Source organism: Rhodococcus sp. 14-2483-1-2 (genome assembly GCF_002259405.1).
Lineage (GTDB): Bacteria > Actinomycetota > Actinomycetes > Mycobacteriales > Mycobacteriaceae > Rhodococcoides.
The window spans coordinates 127,553-146,630 of the sequence record NZ_NPFW01000006.1; the positions used below are offsets into that span (position 1 = coordinate 127,553).

Consider the following 19,078-nt stretch of genomic DNA (forward strand, 5'->3'; position numbering starts at 1 on the left):
ACAATGTCGAGGAGCACACCGAATGCACAGCGCCCGTGGAGAATCGCTGGACCTGACGCCGTCGCAGCTGGACGTGTGGACGGCCCAGCAGCTGCGCCCGGACAGCGCGGAGTTCAACATCGGTTGGGTCGTGGACCTGAAGGAGATGTCCGACGCCGATGCGGCGCGATTGGTGCACAGCATCGACACGGTGCTCCGCGCGGCCGACAACCTGCACGTGATGTTCACCGACGACGGGTCGCAGGTTCGTCAGGTTCTCACACCGCCGACGGCGAATGTCCAACGCGTCGAATGTGATCCGGCCGCGGCCGACGAGGCGATCCGATCCGACCTCGACACGGTCAGATCGCTCGACGGGCCACTGTTCACGCACACGGTGTTCGATCTGGGCGACGGCCACCTGCGCTGGTATCAGGGCTACCACCACATCGTCGTCGACGCGTATGCGGTGCGCGCACTCACGCGCGCGGTCGCGGACGTGTGGAACGGCGGTAAGACTCCGACGTGGTCGTCGAGGATGCTCCTGGACGAGGAACTGGAGTACCGCGGTAGCGACCACGCGCGCATCGATTCCGAGGAGATCGCACGTCGAGCCGATCGCGTCGAAAACGCCGTGGCCCTGGCGGACAAGGCAGATCCGACGGAAACAGGGTGTTCAACCCTGGATTTCGCACAGTCGGACATCGACCTACCCGCCGACGCGCGCACACTGACCGCGGCGGTCCTGATGTACGTGTACCGAGTGTCGGGCCACAGAACCGTCACTGTGTCGACGGCTCTGCACACACGGTCCAACTCGGTCCGGCGAGAGCAGCTGGGAATGCTCTCTCGTACCCATCCGATGCGCGTGACGATCGAGCCGTCCGACCGGCTGTCCGACGTCGAAGCTGGGCTGGTCCCCGAACTCGACGCACTACGCGCTCATGGTCGAGCGGCAGGCTCGCCCACCCACTGCGCGAGCATCAACATGATGGTCTGGAAGAGTCCGATCTCGTTCGGAGATCAGCAGATTCGGATGCGTGGAGTCCGCCTGGGTCCGGTGGACGACATCGACTTCGCCGTCGAGAGCGAGCCGGGTCTCGGCACCGTGATCGACGTACGGGGTCCGCGAGCCGCGGCGCGAGTACACCGTGATCGGCTCCGGTCGTTCCTTCGCGCCCTTCGTTCCGACACTCCCGTGTCGGCACCGAACATTCTGTCCGACACCGAATACGAGTCTGTCGTGCACTCGTTCAACGACACGGCGGAGCCGACGCAGGAGCGCACGGTGCCCGCCGTGTTTCGCGAATCCGCGCGTCTGCACTCCGAGTCGGTCGCGGTGGTGGACGGCCCCCGCCGCATCACCTACGCCGAACTGCAACGACGGGTCGACGAGTTGGCGACCGAATTGTCCGCCCGTGGACTGACATCGGAACAGACGGTCGGTATCGGCATCGCCCGCTCCGCCGAGACCGTCGTCGCGGCCCTCGCGGTGATGGCAGCGGGCGGAGCCTTCGTACCGGTGGATCCGTCGTGGCCTCTGGCCAGGCGCGAGGATGTGGCCGCGCAGGCCCGAATCGGCCTCCTGTGCATCCGGTTCGACAGCGATGCGCTCGACTCCGTCGCATCGGTGCCCGTCGATCTCGAGAACTGGGTGCACGCGCACCACGCACACACGATGCCCGAGGCGGACATCCACGGATCTTCGTTGGCGTACGTCATGTTCACGTCGGGATCGACTGGAAAACCCAAGGGCGCGATGATCCGTCACGACGCAATCTGCGCTCGGATGGATTGGCAGACGAATCGACTGCTGAACTTCCGGAGAGACGACGCTGCCCTGTTCAAAGCACCACTGTCCTTCGACATCTCGGTCAACGAGTTCTTGCTTCCGCTCGTCAGCGGTGGACGGGTGGTCATCGCAGGCCCAGGTGACGAACGCGATCCGGACAGATTGCTCGACCTGATCGCGAACGAGCGCGTGACGTTCGTGTACCTCGTGTCGTCGATGCTCGACGTCTTGCTCGACATCGACGCCTCCGCCACTGGAGACCGCGCGGGGCGGCTGACTGGACTGCGGCACGTCTGGTGCGGCGGTGAGGTGCTCACGCCCTCACTGTTCGCGCGCTTCAGAGCGCAACTGGACACCACCCTGTACCACGGATACGGGCCCGCAGAAGCGACGATCGGCGTCTCGCACGTCGTGTATTCCGACACCGCCGACCGGATCGCCACATCCATCGGTGCACCGAACCCCAACACTGCGCTGTACGTGCTGGGCGAGGACCTTCGCCCGCTTCCGATCGGCACCGACGGCGAATTGTACGCAGCGGGTTACCTTCTGGGCCGCGGCTACGTTCACGCCCCAGCGTCGACCGCGTCCCGCTTCGTCGCGAACCCGTTCTGCGACAACGGCAGCCGTCTCTACCGCACCGGCGACAGGGCACGCTGGACGCCGGAGGGCACTCTCGAGTTCGCGGGCCGCGTCGACAACCAGGTCAAGATCCGCGGGATGAGACTCGAGCTGGAGGACGTCGAGTCGGTTCTCGCCGGTCATCCGGACGTGCGCCACTGTGCGGTCACGGTGCGCACCACGCCCGCGGGTTCGGCCTACCTTGCTGCATACGTGGTCCCCGTCGCCGGAGCCGAAACCGACGCGCGGCGAATTCGATCCTGGGCCGCGGACAATCTGCCCGAATACATGGTTCCGAGTGGAGTTCTCGTTCTGGAGTCATTCCCTCTGACTGCGAACGGAAAGCTCGATCGTCGTGCGCTCGGGGAACCGGAACTCGCCGGAAGCGAGGACTACCGCGCTCCGTCCACCCCGCGTGAAGCGACGGTGTGCAGTGCGTTCGCCGATGTGCTCGGTCGAGATCGGGTGGGTGCCGACGACGACTTCTTCTCCCACGGCGGCGACTCGCTTCTCGCGGTGCGCCTCGGCCAGTCGCTGGCACGACGCACCGGTCAGAGCGTCCCCATCAGTGCCGTGTTCGATCACCGGACCCCGTCAGCGCTGGCTCGTTGGCTCGTCGATGCGGCACCGGCGACCGTGCCGCTCACAACCGGAGGCGATGTGTCCGAACCGGTTCTGTCGGACGCACAACGCAGAATGCTGGCCCTGCATCAGTGGGCACCGCACAGCGCGTCGTACACGGTTCCTGTCGAGTGGCAGTTCGACGGCCCGATCGACAGCACGGCACTCGGTGCGGCTCTGCTCGACGTGGTGAATCGACACGCGATACTCAGAACCGTCTACCCCGATCACGAACGGCCGGTCGTTCTCGACACGGTCGATTCCGTGCTCGACGTGACCGAGGTGTCCCCGGCACCCGAGTCGATCGTGTTCGACGTGACCGAGGAGCCACCCGTCCGAGCCTGGTGGAACCGGACGAACAACCGCCTCACCGTCGCGTTTCATCACATCGCCACCGACGACCGATCCGAATCCGTCTTCCGGTCCGATCTCGCAGCCGCATACGCCGCGAGAGCGAACGGCGTAGAGCCCGAGCTACCCACGCTCGCAGTGCAATACGGCGACTTCGCCTCCTGGTCGCACGACGTGCTCGGGACGTCCGACGACCCCACGTCCACGGCGTCGCGCATGCTCGCGCACTGGAAGCGGACCTTGGCCGAGCCCCCGGTGTCGCCGCTGGCACGAACCGGAGCGGTGGGTGACGCCGGCGAGACGCTTCACTTCGCACTCTCGTCCGCAGACGCGGATGCTCTCCGCCGTGCTGCGGCCGACGCAGGAGTGAGCCTGTTCATGATGTGCCACGCGGCCACCGCACTTGCGGTGTCCGCCATGACCGGTGCCACCGACATCCTGGTGGCTGCTCCCGTGTCGCTACGCACCGATTCCGCGCTCGACGCCTCGATCGGATGTTTCCTCAACACGCTGATATTGCGAACCCGGATGGTCGGAGACGAGACTCTCGATCGATTCCTGCACGGCGTCCGATCCGCGGATCTCTCTGCCTTCGATCACCAGGCACTCGCGTACGAGGACGTCGTCTCGCAGTGCGGACTCTCGGACACCACGGTTCCGTCGGTCATGACGGTCCTCCTCTCCGACACCGGCGAGGACACCCGCCTGCAGCTGGGCACACAGGACGGTCGCCGGGAGGCACCGAGCACCGCTACCGCCAAGTTCCCGATCACGTTCACCGTCGACGATCGCGGATCGTCGATGGCGTACTCGGTCGAATATGCAACCGCCGTACTGGACGCGGACCTCGCAGAACAGTACGCGCGCAGCTTCTCCCACGCTCTTCGCACACTTGCGGACGATCTGTCGGTCCCGGTGTCGAGGCGCACCCTCACCGACCCCTCCGTCACCGGTCTCGTGGCCGACACCTGGGCACACGGTGAACCCGCACCGATGGCTGAATCCGTTCTGCCCCAGCTCGTTTCCGACACCATCCGCGCACACCCCGATCGCGTTGCGGTGGTGCACCGTGATCACACGGTCGATTTCGCGCAACTCGACCGCGATGCCGATGCACTCGCAGGCGCGCTCCTCGACGCAGGTGTCGGACCGGACGACGTGGTGGGGGTTCATGTGCCGCGCTCGTACGAGCTGGTGCTGTCACTGGTGGCCGTGCACCGCGCGGGCGCTGCATATCTTCCGCTCGACTCGGGGTTGCCCGAGGAACGGCTGAGATACATTGCCGCGGATGCCGAATTACGCGTCGTCCTCAGCACCGAACTTTCGCTTCCGTTCACCGACGTCGCCGTCCTCGACCCGTCGAACACATCCGCCACCGGCACCCGGCCGGTACCCGCACCGCTGCGACCGGACAACACGGCCTACGTCATCTACACCTCCGGTTCCACCGGAAAACCGAAGGGCACCGCGGTGTCTCATCGCGCGGCGGTGAACAGACTGGAGTGGATGCGCGATCGATACGACGTCGGAATCGACGACCGCATTCTGCAGAAGACGCCTGCCGGTTTCGACGTGTCGGTGTGGGAGTTCTTCCTGCCCCTGATCACCGGCGCGACCCTGGTCGTCGCCGATCCCAACGGTCACACCGATCCCGAGTATCTTCATCGCCTCATCGACGATGCCGGGGTCACCATCGCCCATTTCGTTCCGTCGATGCTCACCGAGTATCTCGCCGGTACTCCCCTCGACAACGCGCCCAACCCCACACTTCGCCTGCTCGTGTGCAGCGGAGAAGCTCTGCCGCGCAGCACTGCCCGCCGGGCTCTCGACGCACTGCCGCACGTCAGGTTGGACAACCTCTACGGCCCCACCGAAGCTGCTGTCGACGTCACGGCGCACCGGGTACGCTTTGACGACGAGGCCGCGTCGGTGCCGATCGGAGCGCCGGTGAGAAACACCAGCACGTACGTTCTCGATCACGCGCTGCGACCGGTTCCACCCGGCGCACCCGGCGATCTCTACCTCGGTGGAGTACAGCTGGCACGTGGCTACACCGGTGCGCCTGCCCTGACCGCCGGGCGATTCGTCGCCGACCCGCACTCCGGAGACGGACGCAGGCTGTATCGCACAGGCGACCGCGCCCTCTGGTCGGCCACAGGTGAATTGGTGTACCTCGGACGTGACGACGACCAGGTCAAGTTGAACGGCATGCGGGTCGAACTCGGCGAGATCGTGGACGCGTTGGTGACCGTGCCCGGGATCGACAATGCTGCTGTGCTGGTCCGTGACGGCTCGCTGATCGCATACGTGGTCACGAGTGCGGGTACCGATCTCTCCGACGGCGACGTCGTCCGATCGTTGTCCACCACGCTTCCGCGACACATGATTCCAGCCACCTGTGTGCGTCTCGATTCGCTTCCGACGACGTCGAACGGAAAGCTCGACCGGCGTGCGTTACCCGACCCGGTTCGGGTCGAGGCCGCCGACGAGCCTGCTCGAACCGAGACCGAGAGGGCGGTGGCGGCGGCGTTCGCCGACGCACTGGGCATCCGCAGCGTCGGTCGCACCACCGACTTCCTGGCTGCAGGCGGTCACTCGATGGGCGCCATCGCCGTGCTCGGCCGTATCCGCCGAGAACTGGGTGTTCGGATTCCTCTGGGCGGGTTCATGTCCGAGCCAACCGTGCACGCCGTGGCCCGGTTGTGTGAGTCCTCGTCGCCGTGCGACATCCGGACGACCGAGAACGTCGCCCGGCGTGATCGATCGGCGCTCACACCGGGCCAGTTCCGCATGTGGATGGACTGGAACGTCCGTGGCACCGGAGCGACCTACAACGTTCCACTCGCGTGGCGCAGATCCGAGTCCGTCGACACCGAGGCGCTCGGTGCGGCGCTGCGAGACGTGGTCGAGCGGCACGAGATTCTCAGGACGGTGTATCCGAGTCCGGCCGGAGAGCCCACTGCGAGGATCGTGCCGGTACCCGAGACCATCATGGTCTCCACCGAGGAGAGCGTCACCGATGTCGTGCGGACGGCGTTCGACCTCGGTACCGACATCCCGATCCGCGCATTCACCACCGCTGAGCACTTCGTGATCGTGGTGCACCACATCGCATTCGACGAGTGGTCACGTGATGTGCTGCTCGACGACCTGACCTTCGCGTACTCGGCGCGCTCGGCGGGACACCGTCCCTTGTGGCACTCCGACGCCACCCAGTACGCAGACGTCGAAGAACCCGTCGACATCGATTCCGGACTCGACTCGTGGATGCAGGTACTGAACGGGGCACCCGAATCGACCGAACTGCCCCTCGATCGGCCCAGACGAGCCCGCCGAACCGACACCCGAACGGCGGGCAGCGTGCAGCGGAACCTGCCTCGGGGCGCAGTTGCGGGCCTGAAGTCCGTTGCGGTACGGACCGGTACGACGATGCCGATGCTCACCTCGGCCGTGGTTGCAGTGGCCCTCGCCGGCAGTGGGGCCGGTGACGACGTCTGCATCGGTCTGCCGGTATCCACCCGCGCCGGCGCTCCGGACACCATCGGCTACTTCCTCAACACCGTCGTCCTCCGCGTCGACCTGTCCGGATCACCGAGCCTTCGGACCGTCGTCGACCGTGTGCGCGGCGCAACGCTGAACGCATACGACCTCGCTCATGTGCCGTTCGAGCGCGTGGTCGCCGCATCCGGCTCCGAGTCACTGTTCGACGTGATGGTGGTGCACCAGGTGCCACCGCGGAGGTCTTCCGAACTGACGCTGGGAGATTCGGTACTGGAACCGGAGGCCGTGTCGACGCACACCGCCAAATTCGACGTGCTCGTGGAGTTCGCCGAGAGCGTCGACGGCCTTGCCGTGACGATCGACTACGCCACCGATGTGTTCGACGACGACACTGCCCTCGCTCTGCTGGAACGGCTGGTGAACAACGCCACCGCTCTGGCAACCGATCCGGCGGTCTCGATCGCCGAGTTGGGCGGTCCCTCGGCCGCCGAGGCAGACGCCGTCGCGCAATGGAACGACACCTCGTTCCCGGCCGACGACGCCACCCTGATCGATCTGCTCGACGGCGGTGCAGCACACCGCCCGGACGCGGTGGCAGTTCGGTTCGCCGGGAGCGACCTGACATTCCGTGAACTGACCGATCGCAGTGAGGCTCTCGCGCGTCGACTGTCCGAGTTCGGAGCGCGGCCCGGCTCGGTGGTCGCCGTCGCCGTTCCCCGATCGCTCGAACTGTTGGTCTCGATCATGGCCGTGATCCGTTCCGGGGCGGCGTATCTGCCTCTGGACACGAGCTACCCCGAGGACCGGATTCGCTTCACCGTCGAGGATGCTCGGCCGATAGCGATCGTGGGCCGACCCGGCGACGTCGAGTTCGCAGACGGCACAACACCGGTGGTGGATCCGCTCGATTCCTCGACCGCGATGCCGTCGACGACGCTTGTTCGCCCGGCACCCGACGATGCCGCCTACGTCATCTACACCTCGGGGTCGACGGGGCGCCCGAAAGGCGTTGTCAACACACATCGGGCCATCGTCGGACACCTTCGATGGATGCAGGACGAGTACCGGCTCGGCCACGACGACGTGGTTCTGCAGAAGACTCCCGCGGGCTTCGACGTGTCGGTGTGGGAATTCTTCCTCGCTGCGACCGTCGGTGCATCGACCGTGCTGGCCGAGCCCGATGGGCATCGTGACCCGCAGTACATCGGCCGGGTGATCCGAGAAGAAGCGGTGACCATCATCCACTTCGTCCCGCCCATGCTCGACGCGTTTCTCTCTGCCACCGATGCGTCCGCGTGCACCTCGCTTCGTCGGATCATCTGCAGTGGTGAAGCATTGCTCCCGGATCTGGCGCGTCGCGCTCGGGCAGCTCTTCCCGGCGTACGACTGGACAATCTGTACGGCCCGACGGAGGCCGCGATCGACGTGACCGCGTACACCGTCGCCGACGTGGACCCCCGGTCCTCGGTCCCGATCGGAACGCCTGTGCACAACACAGGTATTCGCATTCTGGACTCTCACCTTCGGCCGGTTCCTCTCGGTGTGGCGGGAGATCTGTACATCGCGGGGATACAACTCGCGCGGGGATATCACCGGCGCCCGTCCCTCACCGCATCGCGATTCGTCGCCGATCCACACGGGTCCCCGGGTGATCGTCTCTACCGCACGGGTGACATCGCCCGGTGGCGGCGCAGCGGGGACATCGAATTTCTCGGGCGAGCCGACGACCAGATCAAGATTCGCGGCCAGCGGGTGGAGCTCGGCGAGGTTGCCGCCGCCATCACCGACGAATGCCCCGACATCGAGTCCGCGGTAGCCGTGGTGCGCGACGGTTCGATCATCGCTTACGTGGTGGCTCGCGTATCCGGCTCTCTGCCTGTAGATATCGACGATCGACTCCGGCAGCGTCTGCCCGAGCACATGGTTCCGGCAGCGATCGTCCCGCTCGGTGCGATACCCGTCACCGTCAACGGCAAGCTCGACCGCCGCGCGCTTCCGGAGCCGGCCGTCGAAGCTCGTGATCATCGCGCACCCGATACCGATGCCGAACGCGCACTGCTGCACATTGCCGAGAACGATCTGGGCCTGCGTATCGGCCTCGACGACGACTTCTTCCGATCGGGCGGAGACAGCATCAGCGCGGTTCTGCTCGCCGCCAAAGCAACTCGAACGGGTCTGACGTTCACCGTCCGCGATGTGTTCGAACTCCGCACGTTGGCCGACATCGCCCGGCGCAGCGCTGCATCCGCGCAGTACCGCTCCCCCGCACGCACAACGACGGCATCGCCGGGTACCCCGGTGCCACTGCCCACCGGGGTACGCGCAGCGAAGAACGCCGGGATCGTCGAACACGTGCACACCGTCAGCACGCCCGTTGCCCGCCCGCTGTCCGCCGACGACCTCGTCGAGATCGAACGGTCGCTTCGGGAACGCAACGAAGGGCTGCGGTTGGCGATCGACACACGGCGAAAGACGTTGTGGCGCGCCCGTATCGTGCCGCCGGACGGACCATCGGCCGAACCTCTCGACACGTCCTCGGGACGGGGGTACCGCATCGAGTCGGTGGCCTCGTCCGACGGCCCACACGTCGAGGTGACGGTCCACGCACTGATCGGCGACGACACCACAGCGCGCGACCTCGCCGCGGCCGTGGCGGCTGTGGCCGCCGGCCGGTCGCCCGAGGACATCCGCTCGCATCACCGCCCGACCTCCGACGAAGGAGCTCAACTCCGTGCATGACACCACCTACGCAGCTCGTTCGGTCGGCACGACACTGTCCGCCGCACAAACGGACATGTGGATTGCGCACCAGGCCGACCCGACCAGCGCCGCATTCAACATCGGCTTCGAGATCTCCTTCCCCTCGGACCTCGACGTCGACAGACTGCTCACGTCCATCGATTCGGTCCTCGACCGATACCGAGGCGGACGGTCCCGCTTCACCACCGATCACGACGGCAGGCCCGTCCGCATCTCGTCCGACGCTCGAATCGTCACCACGCTGGTCGACGGACGTGGACAGGATGCAGTAGCGACGACGGCGGTCCTCGCCGCGAAGGATCTGAGCACCCCGCTCGATCTCGAATTCGATCAGCTGATGAGCTCGGTACTGGTGTCGAGCGACAACGGTCACGTGTGGTACTTCCGCGCACACCACATCGTTCTCGACGCTGCGGGTGCGGTGCTGCTCGCGACCGCTGTCACCGACACGTACGTCCACGGCGACACGGACCGCAGCCCCTGGCTCGCCGACAGTGCTGTGGCCGAGGATGTTTCGTACCGGGAGTCCGAGCAGTTCCTGCGCGACCGCGAGTTCTGGCGCACGCGGCTCGCAGCGGCCGCACCTCCGATCACGTTGCTACCGATGCCTGCAGCCCCCACCGGGTCGGTGTACGAGAGAAGGACGGACCTGCCCGCCCATCTGGTCGGTGCGCTTGGCGGCCTCGCCGAATCCGCTCGGGTACGGCCGGCGCACGTCTATCTCGCCGTCTACGCGGCGTTCGTGCACCGCTGGTCGGGAGAACGAGACGTGACCCTGACGTTGCCCACCGCTGCACGGACCACGGACCTGTTGCGCTCCGAACCGTGCACCGTCTCGACGACTCATCCGTTGACGGTGCGTATCGAGCCGCTCGACAGCGTCGCCGACGTCGCACGAAAGATCAGGAGTTCGCTGGCCGAATCGCATCCCCACCGCCGCTACCGCGGCGAGGACATGATCCGCGATCGCGCGCTCGGACAGCCGAGCACAGCCGGACGCTCGTTCGGTCCTGGCGCGAACATCATTGTCGGGGAGGTCGATTCGCACGGTATCGGCTGGTCGGGACAGGCACTGAGCGTAGGGCCGTTCAACGACCTCGAGTTCGTTCTGACCTGCATCGGGCCGTCCGCGCCCGTCACGGTTCAGATGCGAGGGGACCGCGCCAGTGCCTCCGATATCGACACGCGCTTCGACGCACTGGCCGTTCTACTGGCCGCGATCGGCGCCGCACCCGATCTGCCGATCAGCGAACTGACGTTGGTCGACGAACCGACCGGATCACGGATCGTCCACGCCTTCAACGACACCGACTCCGTGATCGACCGCACCCCGGTACCCGACATGTTCGCCGAGCGCGCGCGTGATCGTCCCGGCAGCATCGCCATCGTCGACGGTACGCGCCACATCACCTACGAGCGTGCCGCCGCGATGGTCGAGCAGCTGGCGTCCACGCTCGTCGCGAACGGCCTTCGCGCCGAGGACGTCGTGGCCCTGAGCATGCCGCGCTCGGCGGAAATGGTGATCTCTCTGCTGGCCGTCCTGCGGGCAGGCGGCGCGTTCGTACCGTTGGACCCGTCCTGGCCACGGGACCGACGAGAACGCGTACTCACCGATTCCGGCACACGAGTCGTTCTCTCGCATCCTGATTCGGCGCACCTCGACGATTCCTCCGTCGTGCCGAACGAGACGGTCGTGAACCTCGACGACTGGCAGTTCGATCACCCGGCGGTCCGTTGCGAGTTCGAGGCTCTCACGGCCGATCGGCTGGCCTACGTCATCTTCACGTCGGGATCCACCGGCCGACCCAAGGGTGCCATGATTCGACACGGTGCGATCTCCGAACGCCTGAACTGGCAGCGGACGGACATCCTCGGTTTCGGCGCGGACGACGCGGCACTGTTCAAGGCACCGTTGGCATTCGACATCTCGATCAACGAGATCCTGCTGCCGCTGGTGTGCGGTGGCCGCGTCGTCGTCGCGAAGGACGGCGGCGAGCGGGACCCGTTCTATCTCCTCGACACCATCGCCCGCGAACGCGTGACGTTCGTCTACCTGGTGTCGTCGATGCTCGAGTCACTGCTGCACCTCGACACCGACAACGCCCTGTCCGGGTTGCGGCACGTCTGGTGCGGCGGAGAGGTCCTCACCCCTGACCTGTTCTCCCGCTTTCGGGATCGACTGGACACGACCCTCTACCACGGTTATGGGCCGGCCGAGGCGACCATCGGTGTCTCCCATGTGATCTACCACGACGCGGACGACCGAATCGCCACTTCCATCGGTCGACCGAACCCCAACACTCAACTCTACGTTCTCGATTCACGACTTCGCCCGGTCCCGATCGGGTGCGGCGGCGAACTCTACGCAGCAGGGGCGCTGCTCGGACGCGGATACCGCAACGCGTCGGCGCTGACCGCGGCACGATTCGTGGGCAACCCGTTCGCAGCCGACGGCTCGGCGATGTACCGGACCGGCGACCTCGCCCGGTGGCGGTCGGACGGCTCACTCGACTTCCTCGGTCGGGCCGACAACCAGGTCAAGATTCGCGGCATGCGGTTGGAATTGGAAGACATCGAATCGGCACTGTCCGACCACCCCTCGGTGCGCTACGCCGCGGTCACCGTCCTGCACCGAGAGTCGGGAGACGTGCTGAGTGCGTACGCGATCCCCACGGATCGCGAAGGCATCGATCGCGAACAGCTGCAGACGGTCCTGACGTCGTGGTTACAGAGCAAGCTCCCCGAGTACATGGTCCCCACGTACATGACCATCCTCGACGACGTCCCCGTCACCGCGAACGGCAAGCTCGACCGCAGAGCGCTCCCGGAACCGACAGCGAACCCCGCGGGTCGCGACGCTCCTCGCACCGAGATCGAGAAGCGTCTGTGCCTGGTCTTCGCGGCGGTGCTGTCCGTGCCGAACATCGGTGTTTCCGACGACTTCTTCTCTCTCGGCGGTCATTCGCTGATGGCGCTACGACTGGCGGTTGCACTGCACGCCGAGTTCGGTGTCCGCGTCGGTTTGCCCGTGTTGTTCGATCATCGGACGGTCGCCTCACTCGGCGCAGCAATCGATTTCACTGCAGGTGCTCAGGTCGGCAGGCCAGGTGACCATTCGGACGCCGACGGGGCACCCGTGTCGTTCGGGCAGGAACAACTACTGTTCCTGGAGAGCCTGTCCGGCCCGTCCACGGCGTATCTGCTCACGCTCGATCTCGAACCGGACGAGCCTCTCGACCCCGTCGCCCTGCACCGAGCCGGCGTGGAACTCGTTGCGCGACATCCCATTCTGCGCACCGTGTATCCGGCCGGTTCGGGCGACTGGACCCAACACGTTCTGTCGGTCGACGAGGCAGCCGACAAGTTCCGCGTCGAACCGACAGTCACGGTGCCGACGCCCATCGATCTGCAGTCCGAGCTGCCGATTCGGCTGTCCTGCGACGCAACCCGATTACGCATCACGCTGCACCACATCGCGTGCGATCAGGAGTCGGTGAAGATTCTGGTCGACGAGCTCGCCGCGGCGTACGGGCGCTCTCTCGGCAACGCCGCAGACCCACTGCCGTCGACGACGCACACCGCCGCGACGTACGCGCAGTTCGCGCGGTGGCAGCGTGAGACCGCAACCGATCGGTCCGACCTCGACTTCTGGGTCGAGCGACTCGGCCACGTTCCTCCGGTCACTGCGCTCCCGCACGACTTCGAGCGCAGGGCCGACGCCGGCGGCACCGGAGAACTGGTGACCGTTCCGTTGTCCGACGAACTGTCGGACGCCATCGATCGATCCACGAGCGAAAATGCGGTCACCCCACTCGTACTGCTGCACACTGCCGTCGCAATGGTGTTGCGAGCCAGAGGTTCCGGTGACATCGTCCCGATCGGCACCGCGGTGGACAGTCGCAATGATGCACAGTTGGCAAGCACGGTGGGCTTTTTCGTCAATACTGTCGTGCTCTCGGCATCGGTCGACGACGCGCTGACGTTCACCGAGTTGGTCGATCGAGTGCGCTCGAGCGATCTGGAGGCGTACGACCACCGCGACGTGCCGTTCGAAGCAGTCGTCGCGACCCTCGACCCGCCGCGGACACCGGGTGTCAACCCGTTGTTCCAAGTCATGATCGCGGACGTCGACGATCGCCCGATCCGTCCGAACTTCGGACACGTCGGCACCCGTTCGGCTTTCGGGGGCGGATCGCTGGCTGCGAAGTTCGACCTGACGTTCGGAATCGGGTTCACCGCCGACGGCCGACGCTCGCTCACCCTCGTGTACGACCGCGACCTCTTCACCGAGACGACCGCGCGGACGCTGCTCTCCGGGGTCCACGCCGTCCTCGTGCAGGGCACTCGTCATCCGCGACTCGTGGTGGCCGAGATCGCTGTACCGACCACCCCAGGATCGTCCGGCACCGCCCGGCTCGCACCGGCGCAACTGAGGATGCTCGATGCCGGAATCTCGGACGACGCCTGTGTCGAATGGACGGTGCCGGGCGGGTCGCCGGCCACCGCCTACCGACTGATGGCGGAATTCGACGCTCTGCGGATGACCCTCGTTCGCGACGGCGACGGTGGGCGGCACATCGCGATCGCCTCGGTGGACGATGCCATCGCACGCCCGCTCGATGGGACCATCGACGTCGGCTCGAGACCGGTCACCGCAACCGAATCCGAGTCCGGCACCGTACTACGCGCCCATCCGTTGTTCGTCGATGCCGAATCGTGGCCACCCGTCGCGGTGGACTCGACGCTCGACTTCGCGGACTACCTGCGCGAGTTGGATTCTCGTGCGACGGATCTCGGGATCGTCGAGCATGCAGAAGCCTGGCTGGACTTCGGCGACGACGTGCTGGAAGCCACCGTCACCGAGTTCCCGGCCGGAGAACCTGGAACGGCCGATGCAGACGTGTGGGACACCGCGGATGCGCTGGACACCGCGGATGCGCTCGATACCGACCGCACCCGCGCTGCCGCACTGATCGCCCTGGCGCGCACTCTCACCGATCTCGGTGCCGGCGAGGCGTGGTTGGTCGAGATCGACGAACCCGACCGGGATGGACACGCTCGTACGATCGGGCATCTGCGCAGAAGGTATCCGTTCTCCCTGAGTTCGGCGGATGCCCAGAGGAGCATCGACGAATTCCTGAATGCGCACAGGGACGATCCGGACCCGTCGACCTACGACGTGGCCGCATACACGAGCGAACACACGGTCGGTGTGTTCGAGGAGATGCCACGAGCAACCGTCGCTCTCGTCATCGGCCGATCTCCACAGTTCACGGAGATGCGCAGCTCTGCACCGACGTTCGCGTTGACGACGGGCTCGTCGATCCGCGCTCGTGTGACGGCGGCGGACCGGGCTCTCGGCGGCCTACCGGTAGCGGATGCCGCTCGAACCTGGGCCTCACACTTGCGGACCGCGCTCACCGATGCGCGGCGCAACGGGGATTCGGCGGACCTCGTTCCCCTGCTGTCGGACATGGATGCGGCTCGGTTGCGGCGGAGTTTCGGACCGGTGCGGCACGTGTGGCCGCTCTCGCCCCTCCAGACCGGCCTGTTGTTTCACCTGCTCGCCGGGAGCGAGGGCGAGGCGGACGTCTACGTCTCGCAGACCGTGGTCGAGCTGTCGGGACACATCGATCGAGACCGCCTCGCCGCGGCAGCGAGGGCATCGATCGACAAATTCCCCAACGTTGCAGTGGGTTTCGCCGAGATCGGTGATCGCGCAGTGCAGGTGGTTCCGGAGACGTTCGATGTTCCGTGGACGTACCGCACCGGCAGTGATGTCGACGGGTTCGCCCGCGAACAGGCGTCGATACCGTTCGACGCCTCGAACCCGCCGCTTCTTCGCTTCGGTCTTCTGTCCGACGGACCGACCCATCATCATCTCGTCTTCACGGCGGAGCACATTCTGCTCGACGGGTGGTCGATCTGGCGATTCCTGATGTCCGTCCTCGACAGCTACACCGACGAGGAGGTCGAACGCAGCAGATCCACAGCATCTTTCGGCACTTACCTGGCGTGGCTCTCTCGACAGGACCTGCCCGCCGCCGAGAGAGAATGGCAGAGATATCTCGGAGGGATAGACGAGCCCACCCTCGTCGCTCCGCGCCGCCGATCGCTCGGTGCGACGTCGTCGTCGAACTCTCGGGACCTACGCGTGACCGTGGATCCCGTGGTGTCCCAGGGTCTGCTCGAGGTCGCTGCCACCGCGGGCGTCACCCTCTCGACGGTGTTCGAGGCGGCGTGGGGAATGACACTGCGTCGCATTCTGGGCACCGACGACGTGCTCTTCGGATCGGTGGTGTCGGGACGCCCACCCGAGATCGACGGAATCGACACCACGATCGGGTTGCTGTTCAACACTCTTCCCACACGATTCACCTCGAACCCGTCGCACACGGTGACCGAGATGCTGCAGAAAGCCCAGCAGGACAAGCTACTTCATCTGACGCACCCGTACGTCACCCTGTCGGCGCTGCTGCAGATGTCGGGACACCGCGCACTGTTCGACACACTGTTCGTCTTCCAGAACACCCCGGTGATCTCACCGGAAACACCGTTCGGTCCGCCGGGCAGCCGGGTGCGCGTCGAGAACGTGACGCTGCGCGACGCGACGCACTACCCGCTGTCGATAGTCGTCGACCCGGACGCCGGGTCCACCTCGGCCCCGACTGCCGGGCTGCGGGTGATGTTCCAGGAGGACGTCGTCGACGAAGTGACGGTACGCGAGTGGATCGACACCTTCACCCGGACGCTCGACGCGATCACGAAGAACGTCGACGGTCTCGTCGCACGCTGCGACCCACTCACCGACGCGCAACGCGACCTGCTGGTGCACCGTTTCAACGACACGGCGCGTGCTGTCCCGGAGTTGTCCGTCTACGACCTTCTGCTGCGCCAGGCCGAGAGTTCTGCATCGTTTCCCGCGGTTCGTGCAGGCGACACCGTCATGACCTATGCACAGCTGGTCGAGCGAGCGAACCGAACCGCCCGTGTCCTGCTGTCGCTCGGAGCGGGGCCGGACCGTCGGGTTGCGTTGTTGCTCCCCCGATCCGAGGACATGGTGGTCGCGTTGTTCGCGGTGTTCGCGGCACACAGTGCGTACGTGCCGATCGACCCCGAACACCCGCAGGACCGGATCGGTCACATGCTCGCGGTGTCCCAACCCGCGGTGATCCTGACGGATTCGTCTCTCGTCGATCGGCTTCCCGAGCATCTTCGGACTGCGCCGAGCACGGTGCTTCTGGATCTGTCGCGTGAGGCGATCGACGACGCATCCGGCGCGGCCGTGACCGACGACGATCGCGGCGCACACACCGATCTCGACCAACTCGCCTACGTCATCTTCACGTCCGGCTCCACCGGGCGCCCCAAGGGTGTGGCCGTGCCGTACCGAGGTCTGACGAACATGTTCTACAACCACGAGGCCGCCATCTTCGAGCCGGTTCTTCTCCGTCAGGGCGGCCGACGGATCAGGATTGCGCACACCACGTCGTTCTCGTTCGACGCCTCCTGGGAGCAGCTGCTGTGGCTGCTCGCGGGCCACGAGGTGCACGTGATCGACGAGGATCTGCGACGCGACCCGGAACAACTGCTCGAGTACTACGACGAGCACCGGATCGATGCATTCGACGTGACGCCCACGTACGGAGAACATCTCGTCGATCAAGGACTGCTGGACCGCGAGCGTTGCCGGGATTCGGCATCCGGGTCGGTCGATTCCGGAGCGACGGGCGTGGTGTTCGTCTCGCTCGGCGGGGAGGCCGTCGGAGACGGTCTGTGGGATGCGTTGCGCTCCGCCCCCGGTGTGGACGGCTACAACCTCTACGGGCCGACCGAATACACGATCAACGCACTCGGTGCCGATGTCGCCGACACCGAGCGGCCGAGCCTCGGGCGACCGATCGCGAACACCGCGGCGTACGTACTCGATTCCACTCTGTCACCGGCACCCATCGGTGCAGTCGGCGAATTGTATTTGGCCGGAGCGGGATTGGCACGGGGATACTTCGCGATGCCGTCCATGACCTCGGACCGTTTCGTCGCCTGCCCGTTCGGTGCACCTGGTGCACGGATGTACCGGACCGGTGATCTGACGAGGCGTCGCCCCGACGGCACACTCGACTACCTCGGGCGAGCCGACGATCAGGTCAAGATTCGCGGTCATCGCATCGAGCCGGCCGAGATCTCGAACGTCTTGACCGCGCAGGATCGTGTCGCTCGCGCTGCGGTCGTCGCCGTGACCGGTTCGGCCGGAGATCGCGCACTGGCCGCGTACATCGTCCCCGAGAAGGGTGCCGCGATCGACGTTGCGATCGTCAAAGCCGCTCTGCGTCAGCAGCTTCCCGCGTACATGGTTCCGTCCGCCATCACGGTGGTCGACGATGTACCACTGACCGTCAACGGCAAGTTGGACACCCGTGCACTGCCTGCACCGGAGTGGGATGCCGCGGCGGCAGATTCGGCCGACGCGGAAAACGCACTCGAACAAGCGATCGCAGACATCTTCGTCGAGATTCTCGGAACCACGCGGGTAGGCCGTGACGACGACTTCTTCGCACTCGGCGGGCACTCGCTGCTCGTCGTCCGCCTGACGCGTCGACTCGAGTCCGTGCTCGGCCGATCCGTCGGAGTTCGAGACGTCTACGCCCGGCCGACGCCTGCCGCACTCGCCGAAACCGCCGCGTCGGGATCGGAATCCGGAACGATGCTCGATCCGGTGTTGCGGCTGCGCGACGCAGGGCCGAACACGGTGTTCTGCTTCCAGCCCGCAGGTGGCCTGGCGTGGTCGTACATGGGCCTGGTGCGTTTCCTTCCCGCTCCCACTTCGGTAGTGGCACTGCAGGATCCGTACCTGTCCGATGGCGAGATCGAACTCGACACGTTCGACGCCCTGGTCGACGACCAGTACCGCCGAATGCGCGAGGTGTCGCCCTCCGGCCCCTATCATCTGCTCGGGTGGTCGTTCGGCGGCCAGATCGCCCACGAGGTGGCCGCACGGCTCCACGCTGCGGGTGAGACCGTTGCGTCGCTCGTGCTGCTGGATTCGTTCATCGTTCCGTCCGACGCACCGGCACAGGAGCAGATGGAGTCCCAGCGCGAGGACATCGCGGCCTACGTACGCAGCGACTCGCTCCTCGGTGCGCTCGACGACACCACCAGAGAGCGACTCGTGTCGGCTCACGTACGCCACCTCCGGTTGACGGCCTCGGCAGACCCCGCACCGTTCGACGGCGACGCACTCCTCGTGTCCGCCACCGAAGGGCTCGATCCCGACTTCGGTGCGCAACGAGAGACGTTGTGGCGGGAGCGAATCCGCGGTGAACTTCGGGTGGATCCCTATGATCTGCCGCACCTCGCACTCGGGCAGGCACGCGGATGGAATGCCATCGGCCCTGCCGTCGCCCAGTACATCCTCGAGAGGAGTAGATGACCCCCTTCGACACGTTCGACCAT

The 19,078-nt window shown here is 66.0% G+C and carries 2 protein-coding genes; both read left to right on the forward strand.

Going from position 1 to position 19,078, the window contains the following annotated elements:
* The first annotated feature begins 22 nt into the window (after positions 1 to 22).
* Positions 23 to 9,604, forward strand: coding sequence for a non-ribosomal peptide synthetase (locus CH295_RS04215; RefSeq protein WP_094739864.1), 9,582 nt, complete (start codon positions 23 to 25; stop codon positions 9,602 to 9,604).
* Complete coding sequence (locus tag CH295_RS04220) at positions 9,597 to 19,055, forward strand: non-ribosomal peptide synthetase (protein WP_094739865.1); 9,459 nt, start codon at positions 9,597 to 9,599, stop codon at positions 19,053 to 19,055. The genes CH295_RS04215 and CH295_RS04220 overlap by 8 nt, the downstream gene beginning before the upstream one ends.
* The last annotated feature ends 23 nt before the right edge of the window (positions 19,056 to 19,078 follow it).

Excerpts from the sequence above, each read along its gene's own strand:
- CH295_RS04215 (WP_094739864.1), top strand. The coding sequence starts at position 23 with ATGCACAGCGCCCGTGGAGAATCGCTGGACCTGACGCCGTCGCAGCTG.